At 63.8% G+C, this 14,468-nt stretch carries 17 protein-coding genes; 8 read left to right on the forward strand and 9 right to left on the reverse strand.

Annotated elements, in window-relative coordinates; genetic code table 11:
• The first annotated feature begins 39 nt into the window (after positions 1 to 39).
• From KMZ29_RS21240 to KMZ29_RS21255, 4 genes are all read left to right on the forward strand, one after another.
• The gene (locus tag KMZ29_RS21240) at positions 40 to 927 is read left to right on the forward strand and encodes a response regulator transcription factor (protein ID WP_215621052.1); all 888 of its coding nucleotides are present in this window, start codon (positions 40 to 42) and stop codon (positions 925 to 927) included.
• A 195-nt stretch (positions 928 to 1,122) separates the two neighbouring features.
• Positions 1,123 to 1,368: a hypothetical protein gene (locus tag KMZ29_RS21245; protein WP_249779749.1), complete on the forward strand. Its 246-nt coding sequence runs from the start codon at positions 1,123 to 1,125 to the stop codon at positions 1,366 to 1,368.
• Entirely contained in the window at positions 1,365 to 2,024 is a 660-nt protein-coding gene (locus tag KMZ29_RS21250; RefSeq protein ID WP_215621053.1) for a hypothetical protein, read from the forward strand. Before KMZ29_RS21245 ends, KMZ29_RS21250 begins: the two co-directional genes overlap by 4 nt.
• 37 nt (positions 2,025 to 2,061) lie before the next feature.
• On the forward strand, positions 2,062 to 2,556 hold the full coding sequence (locus KMZ29_RS21255; protein WP_215621054.1) for a tetratricopeptide repeat protein: 495 nt from the start codon (positions 2,062 to 2,064) through the stop codon (positions 2,554 to 2,556).
• Positions 2,557 to 2,622: 66 nt separating this feature from the next.
• Here the strand turns inward: KMZ29_RS21255 and KMZ29_RS21260 are convergent, their stop codons facing one another.
• Entirely contained in the window at positions 2,623 to 2,898 is a 276-nt protein-coding gene (locus KMZ29_RS21260) for a hypothetical protein (protein ID WP_369810041.1), read from the reverse strand.
• Positions 2,899 to 3,085: 187 nt separating this feature from the next.
• Between KMZ29_RS21260 and KMZ29_RS21265 the strand changes: the two genes are divergently transcribed.
• Positions 3,086 to 3,262 carry a hypothetical protein gene (locus KMZ29_RS21265; protein WP_215621055.1) on the forward strand — a complete coding sequence of 59 codons (177 nt, stop codon included), beginning with the start codon at positions 3,086 to 3,088 and terminating at the stop codon, positions 3,260 to 3,262.
• Between the two features lie 70 nt (positions 3,263 to 3,332).
• Here KMZ29_RS21265 and KMZ29_RS21270 read toward each other — a convergent pair whose 3' ends face one another.
• From KMZ29_RS21270 to KMZ29_RS21280, 3 genes are read right to left on the reverse strand one after another with little or no spacing between them, the layout of a single operon-like run.
• Positions 3,333 to 5,576, reverse strand: a complete 2,244-nt coding sequence (locus KMZ29_RS21270) for a xanthine dehydrogenase family protein molybdopterin-binding subunit (RefSeq protein WP_215621056.1) — start codon at positions 5,574 to 5,576, stop codon at positions 3,333 to 3,335.
• The gene (locus tag KMZ29_RS21275; protein ID WP_215621057.1) at positions 5,573 to 6,070 is read right to left on the reverse strand and encodes a (2Fe-2S)-binding protein; all 498 of its coding nucleotides are present in this window, start codon (positions 6,068 to 6,070) and stop codon (positions 5,573 to 5,575) included. Before KMZ29_RS21275 ends, KMZ29_RS21270 begins: the two co-directional genes overlap by 4 nt.
• A gap of 4 nt (positions 6,071 to 6,074) precedes the next feature.
• Positions 6,075 to 6,935 carry an FAD binding domain-containing protein gene (locus KMZ29_RS21280; RefSeq protein WP_215624361.1) on the reverse strand — a complete coding sequence of 287 codons (861 nt, stop codon included), beginning with the start codon at positions 6,933 to 6,935 and terminating at the stop codon, positions 6,075 to 6,077.
• Positions 6,936 to 7,181: 246 nt separating this feature from the next.
• Here KMZ29_RS21280 and KMZ29_RS21285 point away from each other — a divergent pair, with 246 nt between their 5' ends.
• Positions 7,182 to 7,847 carry an HAD family hydrolase gene (locus KMZ29_RS21285; protein ID WP_215621058.1) on the forward strand — a complete coding sequence of 222 codons (666 nt, stop codon included), beginning with the start codon at positions 7,182 to 7,184 and terminating at the stop codon, positions 7,845 to 7,847.
• Between the two features lie 126 nt (positions 7,848 to 7,973).
• On the opposite strand, the gene KMZ29_RS21290 is transcribed toward KMZ29_RS21285, so the two are convergent.
• The 5 genes from KMZ29_RS21290 to acsA are packed head-to-tail and all read right to left on the reverse strand — an operon-like array spanning position 7,974 to position 13,209.
• Positions 7,974 to 8,234, reverse strand: a complete 261-nt coding sequence (locus KMZ29_RS21290; protein ID WP_215621059.1) for an acyl carrier protein — start codon at positions 8,232 to 8,234, stop codon at positions 7,974 to 7,976.
• Complete coding sequence (locus KMZ29_RS21295) at positions 8,231 to 9,430, reverse strand: dihydrolipoamide acetyltransferase family protein (RefSeq protein WP_215621060.1); 1,200 nt, start codon at positions 9,428 to 9,430, stop codon at positions 8,231 to 8,233. Before KMZ29_RS21295 ends, KMZ29_RS21290 begins: the two co-directional genes overlap by 4 nt.
• An 18-nt stretch (positions 9,431 to 9,448) precedes the next feature.
• Positions 9,449 to 10,456, reverse strand: a complete 1,008-nt coding sequence (locus tag KMZ29_RS21300) for an alpha-ketoacid dehydrogenase subunit beta (RefSeq protein ID WP_249779750.1) — start codon at positions 10,454 to 10,456, stop codon at positions 9,449 to 9,451.
• A 6-nt stretch (positions 10,457 to 10,462) separates the two neighbouring features.
• Positions 10,463 to 11,455, reverse strand: a complete 993-nt coding sequence (gene pdhA / locus KMZ29_RS21305) for a pyruvate dehydrogenase (acetyl-transferring) E1 component subunit alpha (protein WP_215621061.1) — start codon at positions 11,453 to 11,455, stop codon at positions 10,463 to 10,465.
• Positions 11,452 to 13,209, reverse strand: coding sequence for an acetate--CoA ligase (acsA, locus tag KMZ29_RS21310; RefSeq protein ID WP_215621062.1), 1,758 nt, complete (start codon positions 13,207 to 13,209; stop codon positions 11,452 to 11,454). Before acsA ends, pdhA begins: the two co-directional genes overlap by 4 nt.
• Before the next feature lie 153 nt (positions 13,210 to 13,362).
• Between acsA and KMZ29_RS21315 the strand changes: the two genes are divergently transcribed.
• Positions 13,363 to 13,656 (forward strand): hypothetical protein, encoded by a 294-nt coding sequence (locus KMZ29_RS21315; RefSeq protein WP_215603221.1) that lies wholly within the window; start codon positions 13,363 to 13,365, stop codon positions 13,654 to 13,656.
• Positions 13,657 to 13,842: 186 nt separating this feature from the next.
• Positions 13,843 to 14,376 (forward strand): hypothetical protein, encoded by a 534-nt coding sequence (locus KMZ29_RS21320; protein WP_215621063.1) that lies wholly within the window; start codon positions 13,843 to 13,845, stop codon positions 14,374 to 14,376.
• The last annotated feature ends 92 nt before the right edge of the window (positions 14,377 to 14,468 follow it).

Consider the following 14,468-nt stretch of genomic DNA (forward strand, 5'->3'; position numbering starts at 1 on the left):
TGAAAATAAATCAATAGCCCAAAGCGACTATCCGTTTTCATGCAATCCGATTTTCAGAACGTGCCGAACGTCGTGCGGATGACATCGCAAAAGCAGGCACCAGGGGCCTTTGTGAAAAGCAAGATTGCCACGTTTGAGAGATTGAAATCGCTTCCTGCGAGCGTCTCAATTCTTGACGCTTCCGGAACGATTGTGGCGGTCAATGACACATGGAAGCAATTCGGCCAACAAAACGGATTGCGCATTCCCAATTCCGGCATTGGCTCGAACTACCTGCAACATTGCCCATCCGACTTACCCCGCTCACGTCGGTTCCTGGGTGAGCTGAAAGCATTGCTCGCGGGTCAGCTTGATCTTTTGACGTATATTTATCCGTGTCACTCGCCGACACGGGCACGATGGTTCTCCCTCATCGGGTTACCGCTCTCGCTCAACAAGCCTGCCGGCGTGGCCCTGGTGCACGTCAACCTCACAGAGATGCTTCCGCTTCCGGGCGGCACGCGACGGGCGCAAGCCAAGGAGGACCGGAAGGGGCGAATTCGCCCGGGCGCCAATATTGACGCGATCGGCGGCGCCCTGGAGCGCTCCGTGCTGGAAACGCTCTCATCACAACTGAATACAATGTTCGTCGACGATACCGCCTCGCGCGAGAAGGATGCGGCGCAAGAGAAAGACGACGAGATGACCCTCGTTCGCACCCGATTGAGCAAACGGCAGATGCAGGTCCTGCGTCTGCTGGGCGAAGGCAAGACCAACAAGGAGATGGCGAAGGCGCTGCTGCTTTCACCCAACACCATCAAGCTGCACGTATCGGCGATCCTGCAAGCCTTGAATCTCAGGAGCCGCACCCAGGCAGCTCTTCTTTCGTCAAAGCTGTTGCAAGATCCCGGCACTGAGATCAGAGCGCGAGCGGTATCTGGAGATTAGACCGTTCCGGTTTCTCGAAACCGGATTCACGCTGAACACTGAGAGATGAACTAGTCGCTTCGGGCTATTGCCGGGCTTGCCGAACTCCAGCATGTCCTTGCTGGACCTTCTCTCCAGGAAACTGGAGGGGAGGGAGGCGCGCGCGTCATGTGCCACAGCCATCGCTATTCTGCGCATTAGATTGGAACGAATCCAGTGCCCCGGAAAATCAGCATCCGCCGCGATACGTGGTACGTCGCCTTTCGCCATCCAAACGGACTGCCGGAAGCGTATGCGCGAGCATCACGCACCTTCGCGACCGAGCTCGAGGCAAAACAATTCGCTGCGGAGCGGCTGGTCGATGGTTGTGACGACGTCACTGCTGGAACACTCAATCCCCATCAACCAAAACGAATCATCGGCTCCTCGCAACTGCCGCGCTGGCTCGGAATTGACAAATGACGCCTGGAGCTCTTTTGACATTCCGCCCGACGGCAACCATTTTCGACAGCGCCGAGACTGTCGGATTCCTGCGTCGATTCTCGGAAGTGATCGCTGTCGGTCAAAACGCCGTTCGTCTGGATAACGCCGCTGCGCTGATCGAATCGTTGATCGATCGCTTGGCGCAGACGGAGCAATTGCTCCTGGAAGAAAAGAATGAAAGCGCGACGAATATCGAATCGCACAAAGCGGCCGAGACCGCCGGCGGTCAATTGAAATCCCGGGTAATCACGCTCGAAGCCGAGCTGGCTGAGAACATGCGGCAATCGGCGATCGACCGGTCGTCCTTCCTTGAGGAAGTGCGATGCTTGTCAGCTCTCGTCGGAAGATCGGAAGCAGCTTTGTCGGAAGCCACCGCCGAGCTTGCGCATTTGCGATCCAGTCTTGCGGCGATCGGGGAGTCGCTCGTTCTCGTTCCGATCGCGTCGCTGCGGGCGGCGCGCGCGCAATTTGAATCCCTGGCCGTCGGATTTGCAGAAAACGGCGACCTGATCTCGCAGGCAATGTGCGGGGTCGGCGGATGCCTGATCGATCGAGCCCTCACAGATGGAATGCCGGCATCGACGCGCGCCTCTTCTGACTATCCAAACCTCCCGGAATTCATCACCGATAGATGAGACGACCGCGGCCGCCATTTTATGATCGTCGAAAGCCATGACTCGCGCATTCAGGAAAATCTTCGCAATCATAATTCTGTCGTGGAGCTTTTCCGCGATCGCGGATGCGGGGCCGTTCGAAGATGCTGGCGCTGCGTATGATGGCGGTGACTACGCGACGGCGCTGCGTCTCTATCGTCAGATGGCCGACCAGGGAAACGGCAACGCTCAGTTCAGTCTCGGCACCATTTACGAGAAAGGCCGGGGCGTAGCGCAGGATGACGCTGAGGCAGCAAAGTGGTACCGCCTCGCTGCGGACCAGGGCCATCCGACAGCCCAGTTCAATCTCGGGATCATGTACGACAACGGTCGCGGCGTGGCGCAGAACAAGGTTCTCGCACATGCATGGTTCAGCCTGTCGGTTGCACAGGGCAACCAGGAGGCGGCAAGAACTCGCGACATACTCGCCAGGCGCATGACCCCAACGCAGTTGGCCCAAGCGCAGAAGCTCGCGCGCGAGTGGAAGCCCGAGCAGCAACCCCATCGTCGTTGAAGGCGAACCACGCCTCGTCAATCCACCCCTTGGGTCAGGCTTGTCACTCTCGTTGACGAGGTACCATCACCTCGCCAGCGCCTGCCACCGTTCCGCCGCCGCGATCGCCGGCGCCCACAGTTGATCGGCGGGCTGGCCGCGATGCAGCGCCTTGCCGATTTCGCAGATCGCGAGGAACGCGCCCGATCGCGCCTCCTCGAATTCCAGCGGCGCTTCGCCGCCGCCCTGCACCAGCCCGACCAGTCCATTCAGGATCGGCAGCGCGATCTGCGCCGGCTCGCCCTCGGCGGCCTTCAGGGCTTCGATGACTTTGGCGGCTTTCTCGGAATCGGTCATGTTCATCAGCCTGCCCCCCGCAGCATCACCATTTGCACATGCTTCCGGTTCGCACGGCGATCCACGTCATATCCCGCCGGGTCAAAAAAATCGACGCTGTCTTTTTTTCTGCAAATTTCTGCCGCTATCGGCAGACTAAATCCGCGGCGTTGTTGGTGCCCGAGAATTTGTATCTCGTATTTCGGGGGAAGAAATGAAGACGGACCGCGTTCGCTTGCGTGAAGACTCCCTGTCGCCGGAAGACGCGACGGGACCGGATCTCGAGGCCTTGAAGATAGCCAAGGCCAAACAGGACATATCCCACCAGGAATTGGACAAGTGGATCGCGGCCGCGATCGCCGAACTGAGCGATCGTGAACGCGCCGCCTGACAAATCGCGTCCGCTGGCCCGCGCATGATCCTCGATCGGTGAACGCCGGAACGGCCGGCGTCCGGCCGCCTCACCCCTTACCTTCAAGCACCTGCAACACCTTCGGCGGCGACATCGGCAAACTGTAAAAGCGTTTGCCGAGCGCGTTGTGGATGGCGTTGGCGACTGCGGCCATCACCGGGACCAGCGGCACTTCGCCAACGCCCTTGACGCCTTGCGGATGCTTCGGGTTCGGCACTTCGACCATCACTGTATCCAGCATCGGAAGATCCGAGCAGACCGGCATGCGGTAGTCGAGGAAGCCGGGGTTATCGACCTTGCCATCCCTGTTGTAGATGTACTCTTCGTTGAGCGCCCAGCCGATGCCCTGGGCGACGCCGCCCTGCATCTGGCCCTCGACATAGCTCGGATGGATGGCGCGGCCGACGTCCTGCACCGCAGTGTAGCGGATCACGCGCACGATGCCGAGTTCGACATCGACCTCGACATCGCAGATGTGGGTGCCGAAGCCGCCTTCGGCGCCCTCGGTGTTGAGCTGCACGCCGGCGCCGATCGGCCCGCCCATCTGCGGCGCCTTTTCCGCAAGCTGGGCCAGCGTCAGCGGCTCGAACTGGCCGGCGTTGGGGCTCGCCGGATGTGCCGCGCCGTTTTCCCATTTCACCGCTTCCGGATCGATCTCCCAGATCTTTGCGGCGCGCTCGCGCAAGGTAGCGATGATCTTTTCGGTCGACTGCGTCACCACCATCGCGGAGGCAAACAACACGCGGCTGCCGCCGGTGAGGTTGGAGAAGCCGACGGTGGCGGTGTCGCCGATCAAGACCGAGACGCGGCGGTAGTCGATGCCGAGCAGTTCGGCGCAGATGTTGGCGATCGCCGCCCGCGAGCCGCCGATATCGGGATGGCCCGTGGTGACCACGACGTTGCCGTCCTCGGTGATGTTGACTTGCGCGCTGGATTCACCGCCGGCGTTGAACCAGAAACCGGAAGCTACGCCGCGGCCCTGATACTTGCCGAGCGGTGCGGTGTAGTGCGGATGCGCCTTCGCCGCCTGCAGCGTCTCGACATAGCCGATGCGCGGGAATACCGGGCCGTGCGCGGCCTTGGTGCCCTGCCTGGCGGCGTTCTTCAGCCGCAGCTCCAGGGGATCCATCTTCAGCGCCTCGGCGAGCTCGTCGAGCACGCACTCCACCGCGTACGCCCCGATCGGCGCGCCGGGCGCGCGATAGGCGGCCACCTTGGAGCGGTTGGAGACGACGTCGAAGCCGACCGACAGCACGTTCGGGATGTCGTAGGGCGAGAAGCTGCAGCCGACCGCGCCGCGGATCGGCGAGCCCGGCAGCCCGCCGGCCTGCAGATAGAAGGTGCCTTGCGCCGCGACGATGGTGCCGTCCTTTTTGGCGCCGATCTTCACCGTGCTCTTGGAGCCCGACGTCGGCCCGGTCGACCGCATCACTTCCTCGCGGGTCATCACCATCTTCACCGGCCGGCCGGATTTTTTCGCCAGCAAGGTCGCGAGCGGCTCGAGATAGACGATGGTCTTGCCGCCGAAGCCGCCGCCGATTTCGGCGGGAATGGCACGGATGTCGCTCTGGGGAATGCCGGACAGATGCGCGGTCATCGCGCGCACCATGAACTGGCCCTGGCTCGAGCTCCAGATCGTGGTCTTGTTGTCGGCGGCGACGCTGACGAGGCAGGCGTGCGGCTCGATATAGCCCTGATGCACCGGGCGGGTGGCGAAGCTGCGCTCGACCACCACTTCGGCCTGCTTGAAGCCTTCGGCGATCTCGCCCTTCTTGATTTCCATTCGGCCGGCGATGTTGGAGGGCTTGCCCTCGAACTTGATGAAGTCATGCAGGATCGGCGCGTCGGGCAGAATCGCGTCGTCAATCTCGATTGACCACGGAAGCACTTCGTAATCCACCTCGATCAACTCGCAGGCCCTGGCCGCGATCGCCTCGGAGGTGGCGGCGACCGCCGCCACGGGGTGGCCGGGGAACAGCGCCTTCTCGCGCGCCATCACGTTACGGCACATCCAGCGCATGTCCTGGATGCCGAGCATCACGGACTTGTCGACCGGGAAGTCGACGATGTCGCGCGCGGTGACCACCGCCTTGACGCCGGGCAGCGCCTCGGCCTTCGCGGTATTGATGCCGCGGATGCGCGCATGCGGATGCGGGCTGCGCAGGATCTTGCCCCAGATCATGCCGGGCATGGTGGTGTCGGCGGCATAGCCGGCGCGCCCCGTCACCTTGTCGACGCCGTCAGGCCTGATGGTGCGCTGGCCGATCCACTTGTTGTTGGCGATGACGTTCATTGCCGGGACTCCCTAGTTCCTTGCTCCCGCGTTTCCGCGGCTGTTTCCAGCACCGCGCGCACGATCTTGTCGTAACCGGTGCACCGGCACAGATTGCCGGCGAGCCAGAACCGCACCTCCTCCTCGCTCGGCCGCGGATTCTGCCGCAGCAGCGCGTCGGAAGCGACCAGCATGCCCGGGGTGCAGATGCCGCATTGCAGCGCCGCCACTTCCAGGAATTTCTGCTGCAGCGGATGCAGTTTGTCGCCGTGGGCCATGCCCTCGATGGTACGGATCTCGCGGCCTTCGGATTCAACGGCGAGCATCAGGCAGGAACAGACCAGGCGGTCGTCCAGTGTGATCGAGCAGGCGCCGCAATCGCCGGACGCGCAGCCCTCCTTGGAGCCGGTCAGCGCGAGCGGCCCGCGCAAGGCGTCGAGCATGGTGTCGCTGGGCTCGCAGAGGAACTCCATCGGCTCGCCGTTGATGGTGGTGGAAACGTGCAGCTTGGCCATGGTCTCACTTTCCTCCGGCGCGCTTGGCGGCGATCGCAACCGTGCGCTTCAACAGCACGCCGGCGACTTTGGTTCGGTAGGCAATGGTGCCGCGCTTGTCGTCGATCGGACGGCAGGCGGCGGAACAGGCGGCGGCCGCGGCATTCAGCGCCGCGTCATCGAGCTTGCTGCCGATCAGGGCCTTGGCGGCGGCCTCGACCAGAAGCACGGTCGGCGCCACCGCGCCGAGCCCGACCCGCGCGGCGGTGCAGACGCCGTCCTTCAAGGTGAGACTGACGCCGACGCCGACCACCGCAATGTCCATCTCGGTGCGCGGGATCATGCGCAAATAGGCGTCGGAAGAACCCGGCGGCCGCTGTGGCAGCGTGAAGCTGACCAGGATTTCGCCGGGCAGAAGATTGGTGCGGCCGGGGCCGGCCGGCACTTTCTCGACCGGCAGTTCGCGGCGGCCGTTCGGGCCCTGCAGCGTGACGACGGCGCCGGCTGCGACCATCGCCGGCACGCTGTCGCCGGCCGGTGAGCCGTTGCAGAGATTGCCGCCCGCCGAGGCCCGGCCCTGGACCTGGGTGGAACCGATCAGGTTGACGGCCTCCAGCACGCCGGGCCAGACCTTGCCGAAGCGCGGATGTTCGCCCAGCACCGCGCCGGCCACGGCGGCGCCGATGCGGAAACCGCCGCCGGCGGTCTCTTCGATGGCCGTCATTTCGGCGATTTTCTTGATGTCGACGATCACACCCGGCTTCACGGCACCGGATCGCATCTGTACCAAGAGATCGGTGCCGCCGGCCAGGATGCGCGCGGCGCTTCCGGCCGCGGCAAATGCCTTGATCGCCTCGTCGAGCGTGCCAGGCGCCAAATATCGGATATCGGTCATGGTTGTTTGCCGTCCCCCCTGTCTGCTCGCGCCCTGTGATTATTGGTTCACCTTCCGGCCGGCAGGAGCGGAAGCCTACACGGGCAAATCCGATTGGAACAGCCTCCGCGGACCGGTGAAAGCGGCGGGCTCCTATGCGTCGCGCGCGCTTGCGGGCCTTTATGACAAGTGAATGGCGGACTACGCTGAGCCATCCGCGCCTTGCGGGCTTTCAGGCGCATCAGAAAAGGACGTGTCGTGCAGCTTCCGCGTCAGCCTCGGGCGGTCATCTTCGATATGGATGGCCTGCTGATCGACACGATCCCGGTTTATGCGGCGGCGATGGTTCAGGCGGGGCTGGACGTCGAACATCCGGTATCGCGACAATATGTACTGTCGCTCGCAGGTCTGCTTGGCTCAGAGCTGGAAGCGCGCCTGATCGCGGACCTGGGCACAGGCTTCCCGGTCGCAGCCTACTTCTCCACGATGTCGGCCCGTCTTGCGCCGATGCTCGCAGCCGGCATCCCGTTGAAGGCCGGAGCCATCGAGTTGCTCGAGGCTTTGTCCCGGCAGGGAACGCCCTTGGCGGTTGCAACCTCAATGAAGCGGTCAGAGGCAATGCATCATTTAGAGGCAAACGGCATCAGCCATTACTTCCGCCATGTGGCCGGACGGGATGAGGTGGCGCGCGGAAAGCCGCACCCGGACCTCCATCTGGAAGCCGCCTCCCGCCTTGCCGTCGCGCCGCGCGACTGCGTCGTTCTTGAGGACTCCTTCAACGGCGTCAGGGCTGCCCATGCCGCCGGAGCCATGACAATCATGGTCCCCGACGCCCTGGCCCCGAGCGATGATATCCGCAGCTTGTGCGCCGGCGTGAGCTCTAGCCTGCACGAGGTAAGGGACATACTCTGCGCGAGCAGGTAGCCCGCATGAGCATCGCGGACCGCCACAGGCTTCCACCCAACCGGCTGCAACGCCGCGATAAAATTGCTTGGGCCAGATGTCGCAGATGATGCCGCCGTGCAACGGATAGCAGCCGGAACCCATCACCTATTGTTTCTTGATCGACCCGAGACGCGCCGCGAGATAGGCGACTGCCCCGTCGAGCGTGATGAGCTTCGGATAGTCGAGTTCGGGGATGTCGACGCCGAGGCGATGATGGATGGCGGTGACGAAATTCAGGAAATCCATGGAATCGATGTCGAGAGCCTCGCGCAAGTCCGCGGCAGGGTCGATCGCCGCCAGATCGACTTCGGGTGCGATGTTGTTGAGCTCTTCCTTCACCACTTTGCGAATCTCGAGGTCATTCATAGCTTGTCGGGCTCCTGCAGCAGCCTGCCGATCTCGGCCAAAAACAGCGCGCCGGCGTGTCCGTCGCTGACCCGGTGATCGGCAGACAGCGTGATGCTGACCACCGAACGCGGTCCGATGGCGCCGTCGACAACCCAGGGCCGCGTCACCACCCTGCCGAACCCGGCAATCGCCACCTGCGGCGGATAGATGATGCCGTAAAGTGTTTCGACACCGCGTTCCCCCAGAGACGTCACCGTAATCGTCGGATCGGAAATCTCCGAACTGCGAATCCGGCCGGACCGGGTACGCTGAACGAGGTCGCGCATGCGCGCCATCAGCTCGTCGAGCGGGATATGGTCGGCGTCATGCAGCGCCGGCGCCGCCAGCCCGCCGCCGCGAATGGCGATGGCAACGCCGACATGCACCGCGCGCGACGGCTCGAATTTGCCGTCGCGGTAAAAGCCGTTGAAGGCGGGAAAGCGGCGCGCGGCCAGCGCCACCGATCTGATCATCAGCGCGCCGATCAGCAGGCGGCCGTCGGGCGGCCGCGCAGCATTGATACTGGCCAGCCATTGCTCGCTGGCGGTGACGTCGACCTGATGCTCGAGATAATAATGCGGGATTTCCCGCTTCGATCGCGCCATGGCGGCGGCGATGGCCGTTCGCATGGCGTCGAGATCGAGCCCGGGTGCGCGCTTCTTTTCCGCTCGAGCGACGGGTGCGCCGAGACGGCGCTCGACGTCGGCATAGACGATCGCCCCCGCCGGACCGCTTCCGGTCACCGTCGCGAGATCGATCGCGTGCGCCTCGGCGAGCCGCCGCGCGGCGGGTGACACCCGCGCGCGCGCCGCAGCGGCTGGTGCGGCAAGCGGTGGCAGTGGCGCCGGCGGCGGTGATGGCGCAACCGGCGCCGGCATCGAAGGCGGAGCGGCGACCGGGACGGCCGGAGCCGACGGCGGCGGAGCGGCGGCTGCCGTGCCGGCCATTGCCTCGAGTTCGGTTTGAATTCGCGCCAACGGCGTCCCGACCGGCACTTCGGTGTTGAGACCGACCAGAATCTGCTCGATCCTGCCGGTCTCGAAGATTTCGATCTCGATCGCGCCTTTCTGGGTTTCGACCACGGCAACGATATCGCCGCGTTTGACCCGATCGCCCGGCTTGACCAGCCACTCCACCAGCTTGCCCGCTTCCATGTCGGCGCCGAGGGAGGGCATGCGGAACTCGGCCACGGCCTATACTCGCCCAAGCGCGGCTTTGGCGGCCGCGACGATGCCGGGCACCTGCGGGATCGCTGCGTTCTCGAGGTGCCGGGCGTAGGGTATCGGCACCTCCGCGCTGCACACGCGGCCGATGGGGGCGTCCAGTTCCCAGAATGCCTGCTCGACGATACGCATGCCGATTTCCGCCGACAGGCTGCCGCTGCGCCAGCCTTCGTCGATGATGACGGCCCGGCGCGTCCTGGCGACCGAGGTCATGATGGTTGCGTCGTCGAGCGGCCTCAGGCTGCGCAGATCGATCACTTCGGCATCGATGTTCTCGCCGGCCAGCACCGCCGCGGCTTCGAGCGTCTTCCACAGCGAGCCGCCATAGGTGATGAGCGAGATGTCGCGCCCGGGGCGGCGAACAGCGGCCCTGGCGATATCAACCGGACCCGCGTCCGCCGTCAGCCTGCCGGCCATGCCGTAGAGCATGACGTTTTCGAAGATCAGCACCGGATCGGGATCCTGCAAGGCAGTCCACAACATGCCGCGCGCATCTTCCACGGTCGCCGGCGCCAGCACCTTGATGCCGGGAATATGCGCATACCAGCCTTCGAGGCTGTGCGAATGCTGGGCCGCCAGCTGGCGGCCGGCGCCGGTCGCCATGCGAATGACGAGCGGCACGCCGAACTGGTTTCCCGACATGTGCCGCACCGTGGCCGCGGTATTGAGGATCTGATCAAGCGCAAGCAGGCTGAAATTCACCGTCATCAGCTCGACGATCGGCCGCATGCCGGCCATCGCCGCACCGATGCCGGCACCGGTAAACCCGGATTCCGACAGCGGCGTATCGCGGATCCGTTCCGCGCCGAATTCCGCCAACAGTCCCTTGCTCACCCCGTAGCAGCCGCCGTAACGGCCGACATCCTCGCCCATCAGGAATACGCGGTCATCCCGGTGCAATGCATCGCGGATCGCTTCGCGCATCGCATCGCGGTAGGTGATTTCAGTCGTTGCGGGCTGTGTCATTTGCGGCGGCATGACATCTCACCCTTCGGCTTCTGCATAGGTGAAGCGGGTGAGCTGCTCGACCGGCTCCCATGTTCCTGCCTCGCCGAATGCGACCGCCTCGGCAATCTCGGCCGCCACCTCGGCCTCGATGCGCGCCAGATCTTCGGGATGAACCATATGATTGGCTTCCAGCCATCCCTGAAAGCGCACGATCGGCTCCTTGTGCCGCCAGGCCTCGACCTCGGCCTTGTCGCGATAAAGCTGCGCGTCGAACATCGAATGCGCGCGCAGCCGATAGGTCCGGCATTCAAGGAAATAGGGCTTGCGGCTCTCGCGCACCGCATGCACCGCCCGGCGAGCGGCAGCCTCGACGGCGATCACGTCCATGCCGTCGACCGCCTCGGAAGCGATCCGGTAGCATCCCGCCTTACGCTGGATTTCAGTTTCGGATTCCGAGAGAGCGAGCGCGGTTCCCATGGCGTAAAGGTTGTTTTCGCACACGAACAGCACCGGCAGCTCCCATAGCGCGGCGAGATTCAGGCTTTCGTGAAACTCGCCTTCGGCCACCGCGCCCTCCCCGAAGAAGCAGGCGGTGACGATATCGTCACCGCGCATGCGGTCGGCGAGCGCCAATCCGATCGACATCGGCAGGCCGCCGCCCACGATGGCGTTGCCGCCGTAGAAGTTGGTGGCGCGATCGAACAGGTGCATGGAGCCGCCGCGTCCGCGGCTGCAGCCTTCCTGCTTGCCGTACATCTCCGCCAGCACCGTCGTCATCGGCACGCCGCGCACCAATGCGTGCCCATGCTCGCGGTAGGTCGCCACGACCCTGTCGCGTTTCTCCAGCACCGGGATGGCGCCGACGGCAACCGCTTCCTCGCCGTCGTAGAGGTGCAGGAACCCCCTGATCTTTTCCCGGGTGTAGAGTTCGGCGCACTTGTCCTCGAAGCGACGAATACGGATCATCTCTTTCAATAGACCCAACATGTGCTCGCGCGACAGATGCGGCTTGTCGGTTGGTGCGGTCATCGCTCCTCGCTTTCGAGCGTCGAGATGTCGCCCTCCGGCAGGCCCAGCTCACGGGCCTTGAGCAGGCGGCGCATGATCTTGCCGCTGCGCGTCTTCGGCAGGTTCTGCCGAAAGGCGATGTCCTTCGGCGCAACAGCCGGACCGAGACACTGACGCGCATGGCCAAGCAATTCCTTGCGCAGCGCCTCGCTGGACTCGAAGCCGTTCTTGAGCGCGACGTAGGCCTTGACCATTTCGCCGGCGGTCGGGTCGGGAATGCCGATCACGCCGGCCTCGGCCACCGCCGGATGCTCCATCAGCGCGCTTTCCACCTCGAACGGGCCGATCAGATGGCCGGCGCTCTTGATCACGTCGTCCGCCCGGCCGACAAACCAATAGTACCCCTCATCGTCGCGCATCGCGAGGTCGCCGGTCAGATACCAGCCGCCCACGAAGCACTTCCGGTAGCGTTCCTCCTCGTTGAGATAGCCGCGCATCATCGACGGCCAGCCCGGGCGCAGCGCGAGTTCGCCCATCGCCATCGGCTTCGTGATTTCGCGCAACCCTCCGCCTTCAAGGCGCTCGACGATGCCGGCCGTAACCCCCGGCAGCGGACGCCCCATCGAACCCGGCTTCACGTCCATCGAGCGATAGTTGGAGATCATGATGCCGCCGGTCTCCGTCTGCCACCAGTTGTCGTGGAACGGCTTGCCGAAGGCCGCCGCGCTCCACGCCACGGCCTCCGGATTGAGCGGCTCGCCGACACTGGCCATCAGCCGCAGTCTGGACAGATCAAACCGCCTGGTAATTTCGGTTCCTACCTTCATCAGCATGCGGATCGCCGTCGGCGCCGTGTACCAGACGGTGACGTTCTGCTGCTGCAGGATGCGATACCAGCGTTCCGCGTCGAATTCGGCCTGGTCGACGATCATGGTCGCGCCATTGGTGAGCGGCGAGATGATGCCATAGGACGTCCCGGTCACCCATCCCGGGTCGGCCGTGCACCAGAAGATGTCATCCGAACGCAGATCGAGCGCCAGCCGTCCGGTGATGTGATGGGCGACGACGGCTTCATGGACATGCACGACGCCCTTTGGCCGGCCGGTCGTCCCGCTGGTGAAATGAAGCAAGGCCATGTCTTCGGGCCCCGTCCATATCGTCTCGAACGAATCCGAAGCTTGCGCCAGCGCGGCGGACAGGTCGATCGTATCAGCGGGAAGACTGCCCGAACATTCCGTCAGGAAGACATGCTCGAGGCTAGCAAGTTCCTTTCGCCAGGGTTCTATCTTGCGCCGGTAAAATGCCTCGGAGGTGACAAGCACTTTGGCATTGCCGATGGTCATGCGGGCCTTGATGGGATCCGGCCCGAACGCCGAGAACAAGGGCGAGAACACGCTGGCATTCTTCAGTGTACCGAGGGCGGCGATGTAGAGTTCCGGCACGCGGCCGAGCAGCGAGAATACCCGATCGCCTTTTGCGACCCCGCGCTCCGCCAGGATATTGGCAAACCGGTTGGTCTGCGCGCGCAGCGCCTGGTAGCTGAAATCGCAAACCTGATCGTCGCGCCCGATCCAGCGCAGCGCCAGCCTGTCGCCCCGGCCCGCCAGCACGTGCCGGTCAACCGCCTCGAACGCGATATTGATCCCGCCATTGGGCAGACCCTCGAGCAGCGCTCGCGCCTGCGCCCAGGCAAAGCGCCCGGCGTATTCCTGATAATCCTCAAGGTTGGCGCCGACACGATCTTCGGGCCGCTTCCTGATACGCTCCCATTCCATGGCAGGCTTTCAAGTAATTGGAATTAAAAGGCTACATGGCGAGAATCGAGCAACCTTGACGTGGGTCAAGCCCGCAATGGTCCCCGCGCAAATCGATGCCTGGCAGAACCGGCGAATCACTTATGTTCGGGGACCCACCTCGGGAGACTCCACATGGTTGCAGACAGTAACAGTCAGATCGCCTGGCATCGGGCCCAGATCAGGAAACAGCGCGAGGCCCTGAAACATCTGGAAACCGCCCGGTTTACCGTCGGCGAGATCGCTCGCTCGAAGGCCGCCGACCGGACCCAGGAGACGGTGGCCGAGCTGAAGCGCAAGATCAGGGAATCCGAGGCAATCGTCGCGGCCCATGAGCGGCAGACCCGCCGCCCGATGACGACGGACCATCAGACGCTGGCCAGTGCGCAATGGAGCAACTGGAACGCCCGCGGGTCGTCGAACAGCTGAGCGCCGGGGCACGCGGCGTAGCAGCGTGTGCGCCATTGCCGTCGGGCGCTTGCTGCGATGCGCGCATGATCGGCAGCCTCAATGACCTGCCCAATTGCCCGGCCCGGTGAACAAGCCGCTTGGCACGAGCGAACAGTTTTCGTAGTTTTGAAACCATTTGGAAAGATCGCCAGGGATTTGAAAACCATGCGCGTTCATCTGGTTTTGGCCTGTGCCTTCGGCATTCTCTCGACCGGCCCCTTATCCGCCAGCAGCGCGCCGCAGGCCGCTCTGAACAAGACCGTCACCCTCCACTGGGCAATTGCCGGCAGCGGCAAGAGCGCCGACGGCGCGCCGGTGAATTTCAACAATACCGTGGCGCTGACGATCTACGTCAGTAGCGCCGGCCGCGTGTTTCTGAAGAAGCGGGTCACATCGATAAGAGGCCGGGCATCACGGGAGACCAGCAAGGCCCCGGGAGAATCCGGCGCCTATCCGGGGAGTGTACGTTTCGAAGGCAGCAAGATGGTTGGAGTGCAAACCTGGGCCAGCGGCGCCGTCCAGTTTACGGCCACGTTCGACCCTGGCTTCTCCAGTTGCTCGCTTTCTGTGATCGACGCGAAGGGTGCGGGCGGCAAGATCATGCGGAAGGGGCCGGACGGGCAGATGAAAGTGATCGACTCGGTCAGCACCAGCTCGCCGACATGTTCGGTCCAAACCGGCAACGCATTCGCTCACTGACGGCCGCTACCGCCTGGAATCGTAGATCTGGCCTGCTTCGTTCCGCTGCAATGCGGGAGACCCAAGCTCTTGTTATTTTCTGGAAGCCGGGC

Source organism: Bradyrhizobium sediminis (assembly GCF_018736085.1).
Lineage (GTDB): Bacteria > Pseudomonadota > Alphaproteobacteria > Rhizobiales > Xanthobacteraceae > Bradyrhizobium > Bradyrhizobium sediminis.